Source organism: Verrucomicrobiia bacterium (assembly GCA_036268055.1).
Taxonomy (GTDB): domain Bacteria; phylum Verrucomicrobiota; class Verrucomicrobiia; order Limisphaerales; family Pedosphaeraceae; genus DATAUW01.
The window spans coordinates 250,604-270,495 of record DATAUW010000041.1 but is presented as its reverse complement, the minus strand read 5'-3'; the positions used below and the strand labels follow the sequence as shown (position 1 = coordinate 270,495).

Sequence of the window (19,892 nt, the reverse complement as noted above, 5' to 3'; positions counted from 1 at the left end):
CCAGCAGCGTGCCAACGAAAATCATAGCGGTCGCAAATCAAAAAGGCGGCGTGGGCAAGACCACCACGGCGGTCAATCTCGCGGCGTGCCTGGCCGCGGACGGGAAACGCATCCTGCTTTTCGACCTCGATCCGCAGGCCAACGCCACCAGCGGCCTCGGCCTGGAAAAGACCGAGGGCGGCAGCGCGTATCGCCCGCTGCTGGGCGAAGGCACGCTGATGGAGAAAATTTTGCCAACCGCTTTTGAACGGCTGGAAGTCATCCCGAGCGAAGTGGATTTGTGCGGCGCGGATATTGAAATGGCGCGTTCAGAAAATCATTTGCAGCGCGTGGCGATGGCTTTGAAGCCAGTCATAGAAGCGAACCGGTTTGATTTCGTGATCATAGATTGTCCGCCGTCGCTCGGAATTTTGACGTTGAATGCGTTCGCCGCGGCGGATGGCCTGGTCGTGCCGTTGCAATGCGAGTATTACGCGCTCGAAGGCATTTCGATGGTCAATCGCATCATCGGGCAGTTGCGCGACAATGGAGTGAACGCGCGGCTGGAACTGATCGGTATCGTGATGACGATGTATGATGGACGGACGAAGCTCGCGCAACAGGTCGTGAGCGAGGTGCAGGAACATTTTCGCGAATTGGTTTTTGAAACGATGATTCCGCGTACGACGAAACTGGCCGAAGCGCCGAGTTTCGGAAAGCCGATCATCTATTACGATGCTTACAATCAAGCGGCGGCGGCGTATGAAATGCTGGCGCAAGAGTTCTTAAAGCGGGTTTCGAATTGACCCGCTTCTCCCCGATAGTGGGCGCTGGTTAAGATTGACAGGATTGGTTTTTGGCGGATTCTTAGGCTCCATGAGAACCCCACTGATACACTTCGCCCTGGCCACACTTTTCATCGGAACGGTTTGCGCGCGCGGCTCGGATTGGCCGCAATTTCGCGGGCCAACTCATGATGGCAGCAGTCCGGAAAAAATTCTTGAGACGTGGCCGGCGTCCGGCCTCGCTGAAATTTGGAAAGTGCCGCTGACGGATGGTTTCAGTTCATTCGCGGTGGCGGATGGAAAGGCATTCACTTTGGTGACGCGCGAAGTGGAAGGCGCGAACCAGGAAGTGTGCGTAGCGCTCGATGCCAAGACCGGCAAGGAACTATGGGCGATGCCGCTGGGCATCGCAAAATATGACGGCGGCGGCGGCAGTGGCGCTTCGGGCAATGACGGCGGCGACGGACCGCGCTCCACGCCATCGTATAATCACGGCAAAGTCTATACCTATTCGTCGCGCATGGTGTTGAATTGTTTTGATGCGGAGACGGGCAAGCTCGCGTGGTCGGTGGATATGATCAAGGAGCACAATGGCCGTAACATCCATTGGGAAAATGCGGCGTCGCCATTGATCGAAGGCGATTTGGTTTACGTCGCGGGCGGCGGTTCCAGTGAGGCGTTGATCGCATTCAACAAAAATGACGGCAAGGTCGTGTGGAAAGGTGAGAATGACGGATTGACGCAATCCACTCCGATCGCCGCGACCATCCAGGGCGACCGCCAGGTGATTTTCTTTACCCAAACGGGACTCGTTTCCGTGGAACCAAAAACCGGTTCGGTGCTGTGGCGGTTTCCATTCCAGTTCAAAACTTCGACGGCGATTTCACCAGTGGTTTCCGGGGACATCGTGTATTGCTCGGCGGCCTATGGCGTCGGAGCGGGCGCGTGCAGGATTTCCAAAGCCGACGGCAAATTCACCGCGACCGAACTTTGGAAGCAGCGGGCGAATGTCATCCAGAGCCATTGGGCGACGCCGGTTTGCCACGACGGTTATTTGTACGGCTTGTTTGGCCAGGCGAAATTTGCGAAAGCGCCTTTGGAATGCGTGGAGATGTCCACGGGCAAAGTCTTGTGGTCGCAGGAGGGTTTCGGACCGGGCGGCCTCACGCTGGTGGATGGGCACGTCATGGTGCTCAGCGATGCCGGTGATCTCGTGATGGTGAAAGCCACGCCGGATGCCTACACCGAAACCGCGCGCAGCCATATCCTCGCGGGTAAATGTTGGAACGTGGCGGCGATCAGCGACGGAGAAGTTTTTGCGCGCAGCACGAAGGAAGGTGTGTGCCTGAAAGTCGCGCCGTAATTGCAGACCTTTCTTACTAGTTTTTTAAGCGACCAAACAACAGAGTTATAAAGTTAAATTTTTTTATCGCACTTTTTTAGTAGAACGAAGATGGCTGATCCGTTTGAAAAATATCTAGGTGACTTTTCCGGAGGGTCGGGGACGACTGCGCAAGTCATTCAAATCGCTGAAACCCAGTGTAGTGTAATCCTGCCAGACGATTTCCGAATGTTTCTCACGCGCCATAATGGTGGCGAAGGATTTATAGGAAAACATTATCTTATTCTTTGGAAGGCTGAGCAGCTTCAAGAACTCAATGTTGCTTATCAAGTTGACCAATACGCCAAGGGGTTGCTTTTATTTGGCTCAAGTGGAGGAGGGGATGGTTTTGCGTTTGATACCAGAAAAAGTCCCTTTCGACTCGTACAGGTACCGTTTATCGGCATGAGCCTGGAAGACGCTTTTTTCGTCGCGGAAAGTTTTACTAGGCTCTTGGAAAGAATGGTTGAAGTTGATGGCGCTCTGTTTTGACTTACGCCAACTTACCTTCCGCTCTCTTGGACGTATTCTTTGAATTCTTCTGTGAAAGCCCGCGCTTTTTTCAACATCTCTAAGGTGAGGTGCATCCGATACTGCCAGTGATTTTTTGGATTCGCGGGCACGTTGATGCGTTCTTCGTGAAAGTTTTTGCGGCGCAATTTCTCGTCCATGCCCAGCAAGTCTTGTAATTGGAAAATGCTCCACATTGCCGATGATTCGAGATGCTGGATGATGATGGCGCGGTTGATCCAGGGCTCGCACACCGCGGGAGGACGGCCGGACTGGTTCAATTCGACTTCATAAAATTTGCGGACCCTTGTCTTGTCCTCTTCCTCCCACCAGCCGCGGATGGTGCTCATGTCATGCGTGCCGGGCGTGACGACGCTGAGGTAAGCAGCTTCTCGCGGATAGGAAAATTCGCGGTCACGAAGTTTGGGCATGCGCTGAATTTCCAGGCTGAGCAAGCCGAGCCGCCGCATGACTTCGGGCACGCAATCCGGGACCATGCCGAGGTCTTCGCCGCACACGAGCATGTCCGTGACGCGTTTCAACGCCGGCAATTTTTGCATGGCCTCGCGCATCCAGAAATCGTCCTGGCGGCGGTAAAAATAATCCACATACAAATCGTTGAGCTGCGATTGCGTCTGGGCATCGAGCGTCTTGAAGCACGAGGTATCAGCCATGCCCAGGCGAAAATGAAATTCTTTGCCACCCGAGCCGGGCACCTCGAAGAGCACGACATTGCTGATCAAATCGTAAAGGCCGATTTTGATTTTGTCGTTGGATTCGTTCGCGGGCAATTTGGCAAAATGACGTTCAACTTGTCGTTGCGTGGCAAAATCGGGTTTGAGCGAATAATTTCCTGAGCCATCGGCAGTGAGGAATTGCGATTTTATTTTATCGCTGTCGTTTTGAAAAATATCGCGCAAGACTTGGTCGGTGATATACGGCTGCGTGAGGCGGCAGAGATTGAGAGTGATGCCGCGCGCGGGAAACTCTTCTGCCTTCACGGGAATCGCGGGCACGAAATATCCAAGGATGCCTTCAACCGCGTGCAGCGGAATGCTCCAGATGCGGAAAAAGCCAAGGATGTGATCAATGCGGAAGGCATCGAAATAAAGACTCATCTGTTCGCAGCGATGTTTCCACCAGGCGAAATTGGTCTGCTGCATGCGCGGCCAGTTGTAAGTGGGGAAACCCCAGTTCTGGCCTTTGACGGCGAAGGCATCCGGCGGCGCTCCTGCCTGCATATCGAGATGATATAGTTCGGGATTTTGCCACGCGTCCGCGCCGTGGCGATGGATGCCGATGGGCAAATCACCTTTGACCACGAGCCCCTGGCTATGCGCGTAATCCGTCGCCTCCTTCAACTGGCAATGAAGATGATACTGCGTGAAATAATAAAATTCGATTTCATCACGCGCCGGAGCACGCGCGGCGAGCGAGGAAATTTCTTTCGCGTTGTATTTGCGATAGCGCGGCCACATTTCAAAATCAGGCGTGCCGAACTTATCGCGCAGATAAGAAAACGCCGCGTAAGGCACGAGCCAATGTTTATTCTGTTCAAAGAAATTTTTGTACTCGTCGGTCGCAAAGGTCTCTTTGCTTTGCGAAGGGAATATTTTTTTGACGAACGCGAGCTTCGCGTTGATAACCGCTTCGTAATCGAGCGCGGGCAGGCCGTTGAGGCGCGCTTTTTCGGGCGACAATTTTTTCAGGAAGCGTTGATTCGCCTTGGCCGTAAGTTTTTCCAGGTTGAGATAAATCGGGTGCAACGCAAATGCGCTGATCGCCGCATACGGATAAGAATCCACCCAGGTTTTCGTGGCGATGGTGTCGTTGATGGGGAGCAGTTGAATCAATTTCAAACCAGCTTGTTTGCCCCAGTCAGCAAGAGTCTTGAGATCCAAAAATTCACCGACGCCGAAACCATTTTCGCTGCGCAAGCTGAAAACCGGGATGGCCACGCCCGCGCCTTTGAAAGCGTCCGCGGGCAGCACGGCAAAACCGTCATTGATGATCGTCAACTTGCCGGGAGCGCTGGTGTCTTGAAGTGTGCGGACCTCGCCATCCTCAAGGCGGATCACGGTGTTCGTTTTGATGTCATAGACGCCATACTTATATGTGAGCGGCGACGGAGCGTAGCTGAGGTCCAACGCCACGGTGAAAAAATCTTCCCCGGGCACTTTGTTGAAAAGAATCGGCTGGTTCCATTGCCAATGGCGAAAGCCATCGCCTTCGCCGGCAAGACAAACTGTTTGCGTGCCGGTGAGCAGGGGAGCTTTGACTTTGAAAATATGGGTGACGTTCGCGGGGGCATCCGAGCCAAGCGCAAAATTTCGACCGGGCAATAAAACTTTTTTAAACGGTTTGGTAGCGAAGGCATTTGCGGAATACCCGGCATAATTCCACGAATCAATGATCAGTACTTCGCTTTGCGTGAGCGAGGCAGGATGAATCACTTTGTCGGCACCCCAATCGTGAGTCAGCGCGCCGGTGGATTCGCGCACGAAATAATTATAGGTGACCGGAGCGCTCTTCGCCGTCACCGGCAAGGCGATGGTCACTTGCCAGAATTCATCGTTGAGATATTGCAGCGGTAGGGCGCGATTGAAATCGCTGTTGCCGAGCAATTCGTGATTTCCGGTGACGAAAATGGACTGGCCGAAATTGGTGTGGTAACGAAGCCGCAGAGTGAGATTTATTGTGCGCGCGGGCGTGGAGATTTTTTTGCGGCCCGGCGATTTCCTTTTTGGCTTTGCTGCTGTGCTCCGACTCATGGACCAAGGCTGCCAGAGGCCGGGCGCGAGCGAAAGAAATAATGCAGAATGCACGCGCGGTCACGGCGATTGCGACCTTTACACCGTTGGCGGTTCCATTATTCTCGGGCCGATTTTAAATTTATGCCGAAAAATGTTGCGGACATGGTGATCGAAACGGTGACGCTGGAGTTGCCGGACACCAAAACGCTGAAAATAAAATGGCCCGAGGGCTATGACGCGGACTTCAAGACCGGGCAGTTCATCACGGTTTATTGGCCGGACACGCCGAGCTACAAACGGGCGTATTCGCTGTCGTCGTGCGCACTGGATCGCGGGTTTTACGAGATCACGGTGAAGCGCGACGGCAAGATGGGCACGCGCATCGTGGATTGGGCGAAGGCGGGCGATACACTCGGCGTGATCCAGCCGGTGGGAAAATTTCTGCCGGTGCTTGAGCCGAACAAACATTTGATCTGCATCGCGGGTGGTTCGGGCGTAACGCCGTTTCGCGGTTTCGTGCGCGATGCCACGCGGCGCAAGCTCGAAACGGAAATCACGATTCTCTACAGCGTGCGCACGACCAACGATATTATTTTTGACGAGGAATTTCGCCAGTTGGAACAGGAGAATCCGAATTTCAATTTTTACGTGACCTGCACACGGCTGTCGGCGGGCGATCCGTGGCCGGGACGGCGCGGGCGCATTGACGCCGCATGGATCAAGGAGCACATCGCCGATATGCCCAACACGGTTTTTTATGCGTGCGGGCCGAATGAATTGGTCGAAGGCACGCAGCATCTCGTGATGAACGAACTTGGCGTTCCCAAAAACCAGATGCTGGTGGAGAAGTGGGGTTGACATGTTGAAGCGCACGCCACTTTTTGAATTGCACCAAAAACTCGGCGGCAAGCTCGTCGAGTTCGGAGGCTGGGAAATGCCGGTGCAATACACGAGCATCATGGATGAACATCTCGTGGTGCGAAAAGCGGCGGGGATTTTCGATATTTCGCACATGGGCGAAGTGCTGCTGAGCGGCGCGGGCACGGAAAGTTTTTTGAATCACGTGCTCACGAATGACATTCGCAAGCTCGCCGTGGGGCAGGGGCAATATACGTTGATGTGCAATGAACACGGTGGTGTGGTGGATGATTTATATGCGTATCGCCTCGCGGATGCCGAATATTTATTGATCATCAATGCCGGACGAATCACTGAGGACGTGGCGTGGCTGGAGAAACAGCTTGCGGCATTTCCCGATCGAGCGTCGGTGCAATTTAAAAATGTTTCCGACCAAACCGGCGCGGTCGCGGTGCAGGGACCGCGCGTCGCGGAAATGATCAATCAATGTTTTCCTGGAGCCTCAAAAAAAGGGACGATGGTTGCGCAGGCCTCGGACTTGAAAAAGAATCACGCCGGACAATTTGATTTTGCCGGGACGCCGGTGTGGGTCTCTCGAACCGGATACACGGGTGAAGATGGTTTTGAAATTGTGAGCCCGGCGGAAGTCATCGCGGCCGTGTGGTCAAAAGTCCTCGCGGTGGGACATCCATACTGCCTGCAACCAGCCGGCCTGGGCGCGCGCGATACCTTGCGCACGGAAGTTTGTTATCCACTTTACGGCCATGAGTTGGATGAGCAGACGACGCCCATCGAGGCGGGCGTGGGATTTTTCGTGGCGCTGGACAAAGGCGATTTTATCGGGCGCGCCGTGCTGGCTGAACAGAAGGCCAAGGGCGTGACGAAAAAGTGCGTTGCGTTTAAGATGACGGACAAATGCCCGCCACCGCGTCCGCATTATGCAATTTGGAGCGGCGAAAAAAAAATCGGCGAAGTGGTGAGCGGCACGCAAAGTCCGTCGCTGGGAATTGGCATCGGCATGGGTTATGTGCCGCCGGAATTTGCCAAGCCGCAAACGCCGATTGAAATTGAAATTCGCGGGAAGCGTTTCGCCGCGGTGATCGTGCCCAAACCCATTTATCGAAAAGCTGATTGACCAAACGGCGCGGCCCTGACTCAATTCCATTATGTCTAATATTCCTACGGACTTGAAATATGTGAAATCGCACGAGTGGGTGCGGGTAAGCGGCGACACGGCGACCATCGGCATCACCGACCATGCGCAACAGGAATTGACTGACGTGGTGTTCGTGGAATTGCCGGCGCTCAATCGCCAGGTAAAAGCGGGCGAGGCCTGCGCGGTCGTTGAATCCGTGAAAACCGCGAGCGATATTTATTCGCCGGTCAGTGGGCAAGTCGTTGAAATCAATAAGGCGGTGAGTGACAATCCCGCGCTGGTGAACAGCGAGCCGTACGCGGGCGGATGGTTTTATAAAATCAAGTTGAGCAATCCTTCCGAATTGGACGCTCTGCTCAGCGCGGATAAATACAAAGCGCAAGTCAACGGTTAGGCCGTTGTTCGCCGCATAACATTTTTCCAAGTTGTACTCCCCATGAAAGCACGTCTATTTATTAAGCCCTTTTGCGGTTGGTGCGATAAAGCGGTCAAGTGGCTTGACGCCCACGACGTTGACTACGAGGTTGTGGACGTGATCGCGAATGATTCGGCTTATGAAGAGATGGTAAAAATTTCCGGGCAGGGCCTCGCGCCGGTTTTAGATGTGGATGGCGACGTGTTGGCGGATTTTGGGCCGGAGGAATTGCCGGGATTTTTCAAGAGGATCGCAAAATAGATGACCATCACCGAACTCAAACCGCGTCCGCGCCTGCCGGAATGGCTGCGCATCAAATTGCCGACGTCGGACAGTTTTGCGCATACGCGCGGCCTGCTCGACGAGTTGAAATTGCACACGGTTTGCGAGAGTGCCAAGTGTCCGAATCATTGGGAATGCTGGAGCAAAGGTACGGCGACGTTCATGATTGCGGGCGACCGCTGCACGCGGGCGTGCGGATTTTGCGCGGTATCCACGGCGAAACCGCTGCCGCTCGAAGCCGACGAACCGGCGCGGGTGGCGGAAGCGACGAAGCGCATGCGGCTCAAGCACGTGGTCATCACGGCGGTGGCGCGCGATGATCTGGCGGACGGCGGCGCGGAACATTTTCGCAAAACGATCGAGACGGTGCGCGCGGCGAACCCGGGAATCGTCATCGAAGTGTTGACGCCGGATTTTCTGGATCGCGATGAGGCGATTGACGCGGTGCTGCGCGCGAGCCCGGAGATATTTAATCACAACCTGGAAACGGTGCGGCGTTTGACGCCTTCGGTGCGGTCGCGCGCGACGTACGACCGGTCACTGAGCGTGCTCGGAAAAGTGAAGGCGAAACGCGGTGCGGAAATTTATACGAAGTCGGGATTGATGCTCGGGTTGGGCGAGACGGAGGAGGAATTATTTGCCGCGATGGAAGATTTGCGGCGGGTGAATTGCGACATGCTCACGCTGGGACAATATTTGCAGCCGACGTTGAAGCATTTGCCGGTGGTGGAATTTGTTTCACCGGAGCGGTTTGCCAAATATAAGGGCGTGGCGGACGAGATAGGTTTCGTGCATGTGGCGAGCGGACCGATGGTGCGGAGTTCGTATCACGCGGATGAATTTCATTTGCCGTCGGTGAAGTAGGATTGCCGCCGCTAGAATATTTTATTTGCGTTGCGGATTGATTCGAGGTCGGGCGCGGCCATCCCCGCATCTTTCAGCAGATTCAAGATGAATTCGGTTTTGCCATCCACATAGGCGTCTATCGAATCAGGGAATTTCAAGGCGAGGTCGCGTTTCAGATCTCCGTATTGTTTTCGCACGAGCGCGTCGTTTCGCAGGCGATCACGCAGGCGAATATGATTTTTGAACGCGATGCTTTCTGCCAGGCAAACGTAAAGATGATGATCTATCGGGCCAGGCGGCGCGCGAAAGGCTTCGTGGCCTTCAATGCCGAGGTTGCCAAGGTGTTCGTAACCGAGATTTTTCAATCGCTCAATGATAGCCGGAAGGTCGGGCGCGCTGGAAATGACGATGTCGAGATCAATGATCGGTTTCGCGGCGAGTCCGGCCACAGCCGTGCTGCCGACGTGCTCAATGGCAAGTGCGATGTCACTTACTGTGGGCCAAATGATTCGCTTTAACTGCGCGAATTGATCCGGCCACGCCGCAGCATAATCGCAGACGATTATTTTCGACGGCATGGCGCGAGATAAATTGATTCAATGCACCGGGCCGGTTTGTTTTGGCGGGTGAAAGAACAACGCCAGCGCAATGGCCGAGCCGAGCGCGATGAAGAGCGGCACCAGGAAAAGATGGTGCCAATCGGTGATGCCGTTGTGACTGAAAGTTTGCTGCGCAAGCATCGGGCAAAGCGAGTTTGCGGCGAGCGCGCCGATGCCAAGGATCATGACATTGAAAAGTCCCTGCGCACTTGAGCGAACATCTTTTGGAAAATATTCCTCGGCGAAAATATAAACTGTCGCAAAGAAAAATGCATAGCAGATGCCGTGGAGGATTTGCACGAGGATGATGAGTTCCTTGTGGTCGGGAAAAAAGGCCCACACCGCGAAACGAATCGGGTAAGCGATGATGCCGAGGATCATGGTCGTGCGCCAGCCGAGCCGCTTGAGCGTGGCGCCGAGAATGAACATGGTAAACATTTCCGCGACCTGGCCAATGCTCATGACGGGCATGACCCAGTTGCCGGGAATGCCCGCGCCTCCGCTGGCGGTATCCGCGCTGAGAAATGAACCAGCCCAGTTGAAGTAGCAATTGTGAACGACGGCATCTACGAAGGTGACGAGCCAGAGCACGAGTACGAAAGGATGCCGCAAAAGTTTTACTGCCTCAGCCCAAGCCAATTTCTCCGCACCGCCCGCGCCGGCTTTTTTCGGTGGTGTGTGCGGGAGCGTCAGGCTGAAGGCCGCGAGCAGAAGCGACGCGATTCCCGCCACGATAAATGTCCAAATTGTCGCGGCTTGCAACGCCGGTCCGCTGAGGCCATTTGCGAGCGCGGCGCCAATGGTCGCCACAAAACCTTGCGGATTCGCCGCGTGAACTTTAGCCCAGTCCACAAAAATAAAAGTGAACGGCCACGCCGCGAGCACCCAGCCGAGCGTGCCGCCCATGCGGACAAAGCCGAATTCCTTTTGCGCATCTTTCATGTTCGCAAACGCGATCGAATTCGTGATGGAAAGCGTGGGCACGTAGAGAAGGCAATGGACAAACATGAGGCCAAAAAACGGCCAGAATTCCTTGGTGAACGCGAGCCCGATCATGGCAAGTCCACCGATGAGATGACTGAATGCCAGGAATTTTTCGGCGGCAAAATTGCGGTCGGCGAATTGGTTGCTGAAAAACATTCCAATGATCGCGGCGACGGGGAAGGCGTTAAGGATGATGGATTGTTCCCACGGTGAAAATTTCAGCGCGGGCAAATAACTAAAGATCAGCGGCAGCCATGCGCCCCAGATGAAAAATTCCAGGACCATCATCAGGAAGAGTTTGAAGCGGATTGTGCTGTTCATATATTGGTTTCGCGCAGCCTAAAAGATGCGGGCAGGACTGGCAAGCCGAAGCTTGGCCGGCACTCGACTTTCACGGAGTTCGCGGCTAGAATCATTTTGTGCGTGTGGCATTTAAAGAGTGGGCGGTGGTCGTGGATGCGCTCGGGCGCGGCGAGCAGATTTTGATTCTGCGCAAGGGCGGCATCAGCGAGGGACGCGGCGGTTTTCAAGTCGCGCAAAATCGTTTTCTTCTATTTCCAACTTTGTTTCATCAGCAGCGCGAGTCGGTGATTCCTTCCGCGCAACGGCGTTACGACGAAATCGCGCCGCACTTTCCGCCGGTGGACACTTTGCGGTTGGAATTTTTCGCGGAGATTGCGTATGCCGAGCAGTTGCATTCGCTTGAACAGGCAAAGGCATTGCGCGGACAGCATGTCTGGCGGGATGAAGTGATCGCGGAACGATTTGAATGGGGACGCGAGAAAGCCATCTTCGCACTGGCGGTGAAAATTTTTCGGATGCCCTCGCCGGTTGAATTGCCAATGCTGGCTTCGTACGGCGGATGCAAATCGTGGATCGAATTGGAGCAGGAGATCGCGTCGGACGGCGCATCTCCCGTGCTCGACGATGTGGAGTTTGAGCGCAAATTAAAACGGCTGCGGGTATCGCTGAGCGAAGCGTCCGCCGTGCCGGCGAAAGTTTAGCGTATGAAATTGCCTCCCGTTATTTTGGCGTCGAGTTCGCCGCGGCGGACGAAGTTGCTGAAAAAATTGATCGCGGAATTCACGGTGATTCCGAGCGACGCCGAGGAATTGCACAACGAGGAATTGACGGCGGTGGAACTCTCGCAAATCAACGCGTATCGCAAGGCGCGCGCGGTGGCGAAACGCTTTCCCGATGCGCTAGTGATCGGGGCGGACACGCTGGTGTCGCTCGGCAGCGCATTATTCGGCAAGCCGGCGAACCACGAGGACGCGCATCGCATGTTGAAACAACTGCGCGGACGGACGCATCAAGTCGTGACGGGAGTGTGCCTGTTGCAACTACGCGGGCATCGGCAAAAAATGTTCGCGGAAAGAACGCAGGTGAAATTCCGTCCGCTCAGCGCGAAAGCGATTCGCGAGTATCTCAAGCTCATCAATCCACTGGACAAGGCAGGCGCATACGCAATCCAGGATTACGGCGATAAGATCGTGGAAAATATTTCGGGCTCGCTCACGAATGTGATTGGTTTGCCTACGGAACGGTTGCGGCGGGAACTGAAATTGTGGAGTGAAGGCGGGTAATCGCCGGACGCGCGCGAGTGTCTTTCCAACCGGATCGCGGGTCTGTGACCCGCAGCAACTTTCAATAAATATTGCCGCGCCTGGCTGAGCCTAAAGCGGCTTGACCGGATTCACCTTGCTGCGGGTCACAGACCCGCGGTCCGAGAGGAGGAAGAATGAACTTTGAAGTTTGGGTTTGGCGTCGCATATTTATTTTATGGACAAAGATCGCGTGGCGGAAATTCTTTCTGAAATCGGCGTGTTGCTAGAGTTGAAAGGCGAGAATCCTTTCAAGACTCGCGCTTACGCGAACGCGGCGCGGACGCTGGAATCGCTGGCGGAACCTCTGCATCAACTCGTGACCGAAGAGCGGTTGGACGAAATCAAAGGCATCGGCGAAGCGTTGCAGCAGAAAATCACGGAACTCGTGACCACGGGCAAGCTCGCATATTATGACGAGTTGAAAGCTTCGATTCCGGAGGGCCTGATGGAAATGTTGCAAATCCCCGGCGTCGGTCCGAAGAAAGTGAAAGCGCTTTACGACAAGCTGGGCATCAAGACGGTGATTGAATTGGAAGTGGCGAGCAAGGAAGGCAAGGTCGCGGTGCTGGAAGGTTTCGGCGAAAAAACCCAGGCGAAGATTTTGGAGGGGATTAGTTTTCGGCGGATGTATGCGTCGCGGCATTTGCTGGTGAAGGCGTTGAGCGTGGCGGAACCGGTGCTGGAATCGCTGCGCAGTTATCCCGAAGTGGTACGATGCAGCACGGCGGGAAGTTTGCGACGTTATAAGGAGATCATCGGCGACATAGATTTTTTGGTGTCGTCACGAAATCCGAAAGATGTGATCGAGGCATTTACCACCGAGCCCGGCGTCGTGAGCGTGAGCGCGAAAGGAGAGACAAAGGCCTCGGTGATTTTGACGGGCGGCATCCAATCGGATTTGCGCGTGGTAAGCGATGCGGAATTTCCATTCGCGCTGGCATATTTCACCGGCAGCAAGGAGCACAACATCGTCATGCGGCAGCGCGCAATCCAGCGCGGTCTGCGGCTTAACGAATACGGGTTGTTCAAATCGAAAGAAGAGACGCGCGACCCAAAATTGCTCGTGCCGTGCCGGACCGAGGAGGAAATTTTTGAGAAGCTCGGGCTCGCCTATGTGCCGCCCGAATTGCGCGAAGACTACGGCGAATTTGCGGTCGCGGAGAAAAATGAAATTCCGCGGCTGGTCGAGTGGACGGAATTGCGCGGGTCGCTGCATAATCATTCCAACTGGAGCGACGGGCAGGGCACGCTGGAAGAAATCGCGGAGCACATGAGCGATTTGGGTTTGGACTATTGGGCAATCACCGACCATTCGAAGTCGTCGTTTCAGGCGCATGGATTGGAACCCGCGCGCGTGCGCGAACAAATCAAGGAGATCAAAAAAATCAACCGCGAGTTCGCGGATGAAGGAATTAATTTTCAGCTGCTGGCGGGTTCGGAAGTGGACATCCTCAAGGACAAACTGGATTTTGATGACGACCTGCTTGCGGAATTGGAAGTCGTGGTCGCGAGTTTGCACGCGGGCTTTTCGCAGAATGAAGCGGATAACACAAAACGCCTGATCATGGCGGCGGAAAATCCGCACGTGCACATGCTGGGACATTTGACGGGGCGCTTGCTGCTGGAGCGCGAGCCTTACAAGGTGAATCAGCAGGCGGTGATTGATGCGTGCGCGGCGACGGGCACGTGGATCGAGTTGAACGCGAGCCCGTATCGTTTCGACCTGGACTGGCGATTGTGGCCGTACGCGAAGTCCAAAGGCGTGAAGTGTGTGATCAACTGCGATGCGCATCGCAACGAGCACGCGGGATTTTTGCGGCTCGGCGCGGGCATGGCGCGCAAAGGCTGGCTGGGAAAGAAAGATGTGGTGAACACGTTGCCGCTGGATAAATTGACGAAAGAATTGGGGCGCAAGCGGGGGAAGTGATTTTTCGGCTTTGCAGACTTTTAAGAATTATTTTCTAAAAAAGCGGTCACTTCTTTTTTTGTCGGAAGGCTGGCTTGCGCGCCGCGGCGGGTGACGGCGATGGCGGCGGCGGCGCAACCGAATCGCGCGGCGGTGTGGGCGTCACCGTGCTCCAGTAATTGCGTGACGAAGCCGCCGATGAAGGTATCGCCGGCGCCGACGGTGTCCACGGCGGTAACTTTGAAGCCGGGAATGTGGCCGGCGAATTTTGGAGTGTCGAGCCACGCGCCGTTTGGACCGAGGGTCACGAGGATGTTCGCGCAGCCGGTTCGTTTGCGGATGTGCACAACGGCGCGCGCGGCGCTGTGGGTATCGGTGATTTCAAGGTTGCTGATTTTGGCGGCTTCGATTTCGTTGGGGATAAGCCAATCACACAGGCCGAGGATGGCATCGGGCACGGGCGTGTGCGGAGCGGGATTAAGAATGGCCGGGATGCCGGACTCGCGGGCGGCGCGCAAGGCGGCCTCGACGGATTCAAGGGGCGTTTCAAGCTGAGTGATGAGCGCGCGCGAATTTTTTATCAAGGGCAACTGGCGCGTGACGTCGGCGGCGGACAATGTGTCGTTCGCGCCGTTGGCGACGATGATCTGATTTTCGCCACGGGCATCGAGCGTGACGACGGCAGTGCCGCTGGCGGTGTCGGTCCGGCGGACGACGCCGGTGGTGTCCACGCCGAAGGCCGCGAGGTTTTGGAGCATCTCATCGCCAAAGGCATCCTGGCCGACGGCGCCGATGATCGCGGCAGACTCGCCGAGGCGGGCGAGAGCGCAGGCCTGGTTCGCGCCTTTGCCGCCGGTGGCGCGGCGAAAGTTTTTCCCGAAGAGAGTTTCGCCGGGAGCAGGGAAACGCGGGACTTCGATGAACAGGTCCATGTTGAAACTGCCGACGACAGTGATCATGCGGGGAGTCTAGGGCGATGGATAGAAAGTTGGAAGTGAGGAAATGTTGAGGTTTATACCGCGTGATAAATCAAAATCCAAAAATGAAGTTTTTATCAATTAGCACCAGAAAATATAGCTTCCAAAAAAAGCTTGTGAAACCCGTTTGTGTCATCCACAGTCTCGCGCAATCCAAGCGGCACTCCGGGAATCAACGGGCTCAAAACTCTATGAAGATGGATATTTCAAAATTGAAAAACCGCATTGCGGCAGCAGCCATGCTCACTTTGCTTTGTGGATGCAGCTCCGGCAGAAAACCGGATTATCACCAAACCGTCGCTTCTCCCACCGAACATAGAATGCATGAAGCCGGACTGGACGTCGGAATAGATCCCTTCGTGGATAACCAACGGAGCCGCGAGTATTTCGGTGTGAATAGTGTGAGCGATGGCATCGCGATCCTTCACGTTCGGATTCGCAATGAGAGTCCGGACCAGACTTTCCTGGTCGAGAAAAAGAATTTTCATCTCACGCTGCGCAATACCGCGGGCGACCGGACGGCCGATGGCAAAGGCATTGATCGCAATAGCGGCGGCGGCGAAGCGGTTGCCTGGCTGGGAGCAGCCGGCGGTTCGCTCCCCTTACTGTTTGTCGGCGCATCCATGGTTGCCAGCGCCACTGAGGTGCAGCGCAACTTCGTGGGCAAGGAAATGCCGGACCAAACTCTGGCCCCGGGGCAGGACATGGAAGGCTTCATCTATTACAATCCTGTGCCTAAAGGAAAAGATTGGAGCGATGGCGCAATCGTAACCATAGATCTGCCGAAAACGGCAACTCAACAAAGCGCCAAACTTAGCATCGCTCTTTCGAAATAATCCGCCGTCAACACAAAAACCAGATATGATGAAAAAAACAAATTCTTTGGTCTCGCATTTAACGCTTGTGCTGGCGCTCGGGCTGGCAATCCTGGGAACCGGATGCACCCACATGGTAAAGATATCGGTCAAACCGGCAAGTTTTCCAGTCGCAGAAAAACTGCCGCATCAAGCCGTGCTGGTCATCAATAGCGACTTGCAAAACTACAAGTATGAGTTTCCGATGATGGGCGACAAATGGGTTTTTCCTTTTGGACAATCATTACAGGATTATGCGCGACAGGTTGCCAACGCGTCATTTCAGCAGGTGAAGGAGGTTTCGTCCGAAGAAAAAGCGGCTGGCGAAACGAGCGCCGATTTGATCCTGGTGCCGCGGGCGGTCAAGGCCGATCAAGGTCTCGGCGGCGCATTCGCGTGGGACAAAGTTAATTTTACATTGGTGGTCGAATGGATCGCCAAGGACCGGGCCACGCATAATACTGTCTGGTTGAAAACCATCACGTCCGACGCTTCTGAAACGGGCGGGAACGCATTCACGGGGGACAGTCATCGAAAAATCCTGATGCAAAAACTTTTTGATGACCTAAGTATGAAAACATTTAACGCCATGCAAAATGCGCCGGAGTTGAAGTCGCCCAAAGCCGTCGTGGAGAAAAAATAACGCGGAATCAACGCTCTTTCGGTTCATCAAAGTCACAGCCGCATCGCCGTGTCTCGAATGGTGAACCGCGTACTTTGTGCTACGGTGTTGTTATGAAAGTGGCGCGAGTGCTCGTGATAGTTTCTATTCTTGGCGGCGGCGCCAGCCTCAACGCCCAAACTAATTCTCCGGCTTATTCGACCGGTGGCGGGGTGCAGTTGGAGTCGGTGGATGATTGGTTACAGGACAATATTGATCCAGATGTTTTGCGGGCGCTGAAGCAGTTGGATGAAAAAAAAGTGCAGCGAATTTTCGCGGAGTTGAAGGAGGCGATGGAGGGGACGAATATCAACCAGCTTGCGACATTGCGCCAAAGCGCGGAGGAGCTGGTTCCACTGTTGCAGAAGTTCGAGGAGACGGCTGCGTATGGCGATTGGTTGCAGACGCGGCTGGATTATCTGGAGGCGGCGCAGGAATTGGGGCGGGGAAAACAGGTGACGATGGCGGAGGAGCGCGAGGTGTGGACGCGGCAACTGGCGAAGCGTCCGTGGCCGGCGCAGGCAAGAAATTATGTGCCGCGATTGAAGGAGATTTTTTTGTCTGAGGGAGTGCCGCCGGAACTCGTTTGGGTGGCGGAGGTGGAATCGTCTTTCAACCCGAAGGCGCGGAGTCCGGCGGGCGCGGCGGGGATGTTTCAGTTGATGCCGCAGACGGCGCGCGACGAGCAGCTATCGCTCTGGCCGTGGGACGAGCGTTATCAGGCGGAGAAAAGCGCGCGGGCGGCGGCGAAATATTTGCGTGCTTTGCATTCGCATTACGGCGATTGGGAATTGGCGCTGGCGGCTTACAACGTGGGCGAGGGGCGCGTGGATAAATTATTGAAGCAACGAAAAGCGCGGTCGTTCGCGGGCATCGCGCGGCGGTTGCCGGCGGAAACGCAGATGTATGTGCCGAAGGTGGAGGCGACGGTTTGGAAACGCGAAGGACGGAATTTAAGCGTGCTCAAACCGCCGAAATAGTGACATTGAGTCGGGATTAAATTATTTGGTTGCGAGCTTGCCGTTGAAGACAGCGGGTTTGTTGGGTTTTAATTTTATCGGGACCACTTTGTCGCCGTAGCGGAGGTTGGCGGAGCCGCCGGTTTCGCTGCGAAGGACGGCGCCGGTGAGCTTGCCGTTGTCCCATTTTTCATCTACTTGAAAACCGCCGCGGGCGCGCAAACCTTTTACCCAGCCGTCGGGCCAGATTTTTGGGAGCGCGGGAAGGAGTTCAATTTCGCCGTCGCGGCTTTGCAAAAGCATTTCGGCGATGCCCGCCGCGCCGCCGAAATTGCCGTCAATTTGAAACGGCGGATGGGCGTCGAACATGTCGGGATAGGTGCGCTGTGGACTGAGGAGGAAGCGGAAAATTTCGTAGGCGTGATCGCCGTCATGCAGGCGGGCCCAAAGATTGAGACGCCAGGCGGTGGCCCAGCCAGTGGCTTTATCGCCGCGCAGTTCGAGGGACTTGCGCACAGCGGCGGCGAGGTCGGGAGTCTCGCGCAAACTGATTTGCTGGCTCGGATAAAGCGCATAGAGATGCGAGACATGGCGATGGTGCTGGTCCTTGGCCTCAAGGTCCCAATCCTGGAGCCATTCCTGAAGCTGGCCGCCTTTGCCGATTTGGTTCGGCGCGAGGCGGGCGCGAGCAGCGGCGACCTGATCGCGAAATTCCTTGTCCACACCGAGAATTTCCGCGGCACGAATCGTGTGCGCAAAAAGGTCGCGAAGAATTTCCTCGTCCATCGCGGGCCCGGCGCAAATTGCCGCGCCGCCGGGATGGCTATTTTCGGGCGAGAGCGAAGGGCAGGTCACGAGCCATTTATGCGTGGGCTCTTCGACGAGAGTATCGAGGAAAAATTGCGCGGAGCCTTTCAGCGCGGGATAAATGCGCGCGAGATATTTTTTGTCACCGGAGAATTCATAATGGTCCCAGAGATTGCCGCAGAGCCACGCGCCGCCAGTCGGCCAAAAACCGGAGCCAGGCCCGTCAATCGGCGCAGAAGCGCGCCAAAGGTCGGTGTTGTGATGGGCGACCCAGCCGCCAGCGCCCCATTGGACGCGAGCAGTGCGCGCGCCGGTTTGCGTCAGGTCCATGACCATTTCGGTGAGCGGCTCGACGCATTCGCCAAGGTTGGCGACTTCAGCGGGCCAATAATTCATTTCGGTATTGATATTGATCGTGTATTTGCTGCCCCAGGGCGGATTCAAACTTTCATTCCACAAGCCTTGCAAATTCGCGGCCTGGCCTCCCGGGCGCGAACTGGAAATGAGCAGGTAGCGGCCAAATTGAAAATAAAGTTCGGCGAGTTGCGGGTCCTGGCCTTCGGAAAAAGCGGCGATACGTTCGTCCGTGGGAAGTTTGGCGGCGTCAGTGACGCCGAGATTGAGTTGGACGCGGTGAAAGAAATATTGGTAGTCGGCGATGTGTGCGCCACGCAAATCGTTAAAAGGCTTTTTGGCGGCGGCTTTGATTTCTGCGGCGGTGATGGCGGCAGGATCGCCGGAGACGTCGTGATAATTTTTGTAACTGGTCGCGGCGGCGATGAGCAGCGTGACGGAATCGGCGTGGGAAACGGAAAGCTTGCCAGCGCTGAGCGTCGCCGTGCCGCCGGAAACGATGGCGCGAACGCGAGCCTGAAATTGCAATGCGCCGTGGATGCCGGAGGAATCGCCGTTCGTGCCGCGCAAGATAAGCATGTCAGGGGCGACGGCTTCGAGAATGGATTTCAACGGGCTTTGCATCGTGGCGTTGAATGAGACCTGGCCGAATTGATCGGCGGAGAGGCGCATGACGATGACGTGATCGTACGCGCTCGCAAATATTTCGCGGGAATAATTAATATCGCCGACGCTGTAAGTGACGTGGGCGGTGGCGGTATCAAGATCCAGATCGCGACGATAATTGGTGGCGTTGGTGGCGCCGGGAAAATCCAGCAGCAGGTCGCCTACGGTTTCGTAAGGCATTTGGCGCACGGGCGTGGCCATCATTTTATTGCCGATCAATTTGCTGGCTTCGGCATACTTCCCGTCGAAAATAAGCTGGCGGGCTTCGGGGAGATATTGGAGGGAGTTGGTGTTATTGGGATCGTACGGGCCGCCAGCCCAGAGTGTGTCTTCGTTGAGTTGAATGCGTTCGCGGGCGATGCCGCCGAAAATCATCGCGCCCATGCGGCCGTTGCCGATGGGAAGCGCACTCGTCCAGTTGGTGAGCGCGGCGGGCTTATTGTACCACAGCACGAGATCGTGGGCGGAGGCATTGGCGCTGAGGGCGGCGCAGGCGGCGGCGAGGAGAAATCGGGTCAGATCAGGCATAGGACGACGCTAGCACTGAAATTTT

The 19,892-nt window shown here is 55.5% G+C and carries 19 protein-coding genes; 14 read left to right on the top strand and 5 right to left on the bottom strand.

The window, feature by feature from the left end; translation table 11 throughout:
* Positions 1-8 precede the first annotated feature (8 nt).
* The 3 genes from VH413_20880 (at position 9) to VH413_20870 (ending at position 2,637) form a co-directional block, all read left to right on the top strand.
* Positions 9-785: a ParA family protein gene (locus tag VH413_20880; protein ID HEX3801159.1), complete on the top strand. Its 777-nt coding sequence runs from the start codon at positions 9-11 to the stop codon at positions 783-785.
* A 70-nt stretch (positions 786-855) separates the two neighbouring features.
* A complete protein-coding gene (locus tag VH413_20875) occupies positions 856-2,127 on the top strand; it encodes a PQQ-binding-like beta-propeller repeat protein (GenBank protein HEX3801158.1) in 1,272 nt (423 codons plus the stop codon).
* Between the two features lie 90 nt (positions 2,128-2,217).
* The gene (locus tag VH413_20870; protein HEX3801157.1) at positions 2,218-2,637 is read left to right on the top strand and encodes an SMI1/KNR4 family protein; all 420 of its coding nucleotides are present in this window, start codon (positions 2,218-2,220) and stop codon (positions 2,635-2,637) included.
* 11 nt (positions 2,638-2,648) lie between these two features.
* Here VH413_20870 and VH413_20865 read toward each other — a convergent pair whose 3' ends face one another.
* Positions 2,649-5,426 carry a 4-alpha-glucanotransferase gene (locus VH413_20865; GenBank protein ID HEX3801156.1) on the bottom strand — a complete coding sequence of 926 codons (2,778 nt, stop codon included), beginning with the start codon at positions 5,424-5,426 and terminating at the stop codon, positions 2,649-2,651.
* 123 nt (positions 5,427-5,549) lie between these two features.
* Here VH413_20865 and VH413_20860 point away from each other — a divergent pair, with 123 nt between their 5' ends.
* Genes VH413_20860 through lipA form a run of 5 tightly spaced genes read left to right on the top strand, consistent with a single transcriptional unit; the run spans position 5,550 to position 8,983 of the window.
* Positions 5,550-6,266 (top strand): FAD-binding oxidoreductase, encoded by a 717-nt coding sequence (locus tag VH413_20860; GenBank protein HEX3801155.1) that lies wholly within the window; start codon positions 5,550-5,552, stop codon positions 6,264-6,266.
* Between the two features lies 1 nt (position 6,267).
* The gene (gene gcvT / locus VH413_20855) at positions 6,268-7,401 is read left to right on the top strand and encodes a glycine cleavage system aminomethyltransferase GcvT (GenBank protein HEX3801154.1); all 1,134 of its coding nucleotides are present in this window, start codon (positions 6,268-6,270) and stop codon (positions 7,399-7,401) included.
* A gap of 31 nt (positions 7,402-7,432) precedes the next feature.
* Entirely contained in the window at positions 7,433-7,816 is a 384-nt protein-coding gene (gene gcvH, locus VH413_20850; protein ID HEX3801153.1) for a glycine cleavage system protein GcvH, read from the top strand.
* Between the two features lie 42 nt (positions 7,817-7,858).
* Complete coding sequence (locus VH413_20845; protein ID HEX3801152.1) at positions 7,859-8,098, top strand: glutaredoxin family protein; 240 nt, start codon at positions 7,859-7,861, stop codon at positions 8,096-8,098.
* The gene (gene lipA / locus VH413_20840; GenBank protein HEX3801151.1) at positions 8,099-8,983 is read left to right on the top strand and encodes a lipoyl synthase; all 885 of its coding nucleotides are present in this window, start codon (positions 8,099-8,101) and stop codon (positions 8,981-8,983) included.
* 11 nt (positions 8,984-8,994) lie between these two features.
* On the opposite strand, the gene VH413_20835 is transcribed toward lipA, so the two are convergent.
* Together VH413_20835 and VH413_20830 are read right to left on the bottom strand one after the other, a co-directional pair.
* Positions 8,995-9,543, bottom strand: a complete 549-nt coding sequence (locus tag VH413_20835) for a GrpB family protein (protein HEX3801150.1) — start codon at positions 9,541-9,543, stop codon at positions 8,995-8,997.
* A gap of 18 nt (positions 9,544-9,561) precedes the next feature.
* Positions 9,562-10,869: an MFS transporter gene (locus VH413_20830; protein HEX3801149.1), complete on the bottom strand. Its 1,308-nt coding sequence runs from the start codon at positions 10,867-10,869 to the stop codon at positions 9,562-9,564.
* 104 nt (positions 10,870-10,973) lie between these two features.
* On the opposite strand from VH413_20830, the gene VH413_20825 reads away from it, so the two are divergent.
* The 3 genes from VH413_20825 (at position 10,974) to polX (ending at position 14,082) form a co-directional block, all read left to right on the top strand.
* A complete protein-coding gene (locus tag VH413_20825; protein ID HEX3801148.1) occupies positions 10,974-11,552 on the top strand; it encodes a DUF1802 family protein in 579 nt (192 codons plus the stop codon).
* 3 nt (positions 11,553-11,555) lie between these two features.
* The gene (locus VH413_20820) at positions 11,556-12,134 is read left to right on the top strand and encodes a Maf family protein (GenBank protein ID HEX3801147.1); all 579 of its coding nucleotides are present in this window, start codon (positions 11,556-11,558) and stop codon (positions 12,132-12,134) included.
* Positions 12,135-12,330: 196 nt separating this feature from the next.
* Positions 12,331-14,082, top strand: coding sequence for a DNA polymerase/3'-5' exonuclease PolX (polX, locus tag VH413_20815; protein HEX3801146.1), 1,752 nt, complete (start codon positions 12,331-12,333; stop codon positions 14,080-14,082).
* Between the two features lie 20 nt (positions 14,083-14,102).
* Here the strand turns inward: polX and rbsK are convergent, their stop codons facing one another.
* Positions 14,103-15,020, bottom strand: coding sequence for a ribokinase (gene rbsK, locus VH413_20810; GenBank protein ID HEX3801145.1), 918 nt, complete (start codon positions 15,018-15,020; stop codon positions 14,103-14,105).
* 230 nt (positions 15,021-15,250) lie between these two features.
* On the opposite strand from rbsK, the gene VH413_20805 reads away from it, so the two are divergent.
* The 3 genes from VH413_20805 (at position 15,251) to VH413_20795 (ending at position 17,533) form a co-directional block, all read left to right on the top strand.
* On the top strand, positions 15,251-15,874 hold the full coding sequence (locus VH413_20805) for a hypothetical protein (GenBank protein HEX3801144.1): 624 nt from the start codon (positions 15,251-15,253) through the stop codon (positions 15,872-15,874).
* 25 nt (positions 15,875-15,899) lie between these two features.
* Complete coding sequence (locus VH413_20800; GenBank protein ID HEX3801143.1) at positions 15,900-16,535, top strand: hypothetical protein; 636 nt, start codon at positions 15,900-15,902, stop codon at positions 16,533-16,535.
* A 92-nt stretch (positions 16,536-16,627) separates the two neighbouring features.
* Complete coding sequence (locus VH413_20795) at positions 16,628-17,533, top strand: transglycosylase SLT domain-containing protein (protein ID HEX3801142.1); 906 nt, start codon at positions 16,628-16,630, stop codon at positions 17,531-17,533.
* 21 nt (positions 17,534-17,554) lie between these two features.
* On the opposite strand, the gene VH413_20790 is transcribed toward VH413_20795, so the two are convergent.
* Complete coding sequence (locus tag VH413_20790) at positions 17,555-19,867, bottom strand: glycoside hydrolase family 95 protein (protein HEX3801141.1); 2,313 nt, start codon at positions 19,865-19,867, stop codon at positions 17,555-17,557.
* Between the last annotated feature and the right edge of the window lie 25 nt (positions 19,868-19,892).

What these genes read in the sequence shown, in the direction of transcription:
- VH413_20795 (HEX3801142.1), top strand. Translation starts at nt 16,628, where the DNA reads ATGAAAGTGGCGCGAGTGCTCGTGATAGTTTCTATTCTTGGCGGCGGC.
- VH413_20830 (HEX3801149.1), bottom strand. Translation starts at nt 10,869, where the DNA reads ATGAACAGCACAATCCGCTTCAAACTCTTCCTGATGATGGTCCTGGAA.
- VH413_20875 (HEX3801158.1), top strand. Translation starts at nt 856, where the DNA reads ATGAGAACCCCACTGATACACTTCGCCCTGGCCACACTTTTCATCGGA.
- gcvT (HEX3801154.1), top strand. Translation starts at nt 6,268, where the DNA reads ATGTTGAAGCGCACGCCACTTTTTGAATTGCACCAAAAACTCGGCGGC.
- VH413_20820 (HEX3801147.1), top strand. Translation starts at nt 11,556, where the DNA reads ATGAAATTGCCTCCCGTTATTTTGGCGTCGAGTTCGCCGCGGCGGACG.
- VH413_20790 (HEX3801141.1), bottom strand. Translation starts at nt 19,867, where the DNA reads ATGCCTGATCTGACCCGATTTCTCCTCGCCGCCGCCTGCGCCGCCCTC.
- VH413_20835 (HEX3801150.1), bottom strand. Translation starts at nt 9,543, where the DNA reads ATGCCGTCGAAAATAATCGTCTGCGATTATGCTGCGGCGTGGCCGGAT.
- VH413_20860 (HEX3801155.1), top strand. Translation starts at nt 5,550, where the DNA reads ATGCCGAAAAATGTTGCGGACATGGTGATCGAAACGGTGACGCTGGAG.
- VH413_20865 (HEX3801156.1), bottom strand. Translation starts at nt 5,426, where the DNA reads ATGAGTCGGAGCACAGCAGCAAAGCCAAAAAGGAAATCGCCGGGCCGC.
- VH413_20870 (HEX3801157.1), top strand. Translation starts at nt 2,218, where the DNA reads ATGGCTGATCCGTTTGAAAAATATCTAGGTGACTTTTCCGGAGGGTCG.
- VH413_20800 (HEX3801143.1), top strand. Translation starts at nt 15,900, where the DNA reads ATGATGAAAAAAACAAATTCTTTGGTCTCGCATTTAACGCTTGTGCTG.
- polX (HEX3801146.1), top strand. Translation starts at nt 12,331, where the DNA reads ATGGACAAAGATCGCGTGGCGGAAATTCTTTCTGAAATCGGCGTGTTG.
- VH413_20845 (HEX3801152.1), top strand. Translation starts at nt 7,859, where the DNA reads ATGAAAGCACGTCTATTTATTAAGCCCTTTTGCGGTTGGTGCGATAAA.
- rbsK (HEX3801145.1), bottom strand. Translation starts at nt 15,020, where the DNA reads ATGATCACTGTCGTCGGCAGTTTCAACATGGACCTGTTCATCGAAGTC.
- gcvH (HEX3801153.1), top strand. Translation starts at nt 7,433, where the DNA reads ATGTCTAATATTCCTACGGACTTGAAATATGTGAAATCGCACGAGTGG.
- lipA (HEX3801151.1), top strand. Translation starts at nt 8,099, where the DNA reads ATGACCATCACCGAACTCAAACCGCGTCCGCGCCTGCCGGAATGGCTG.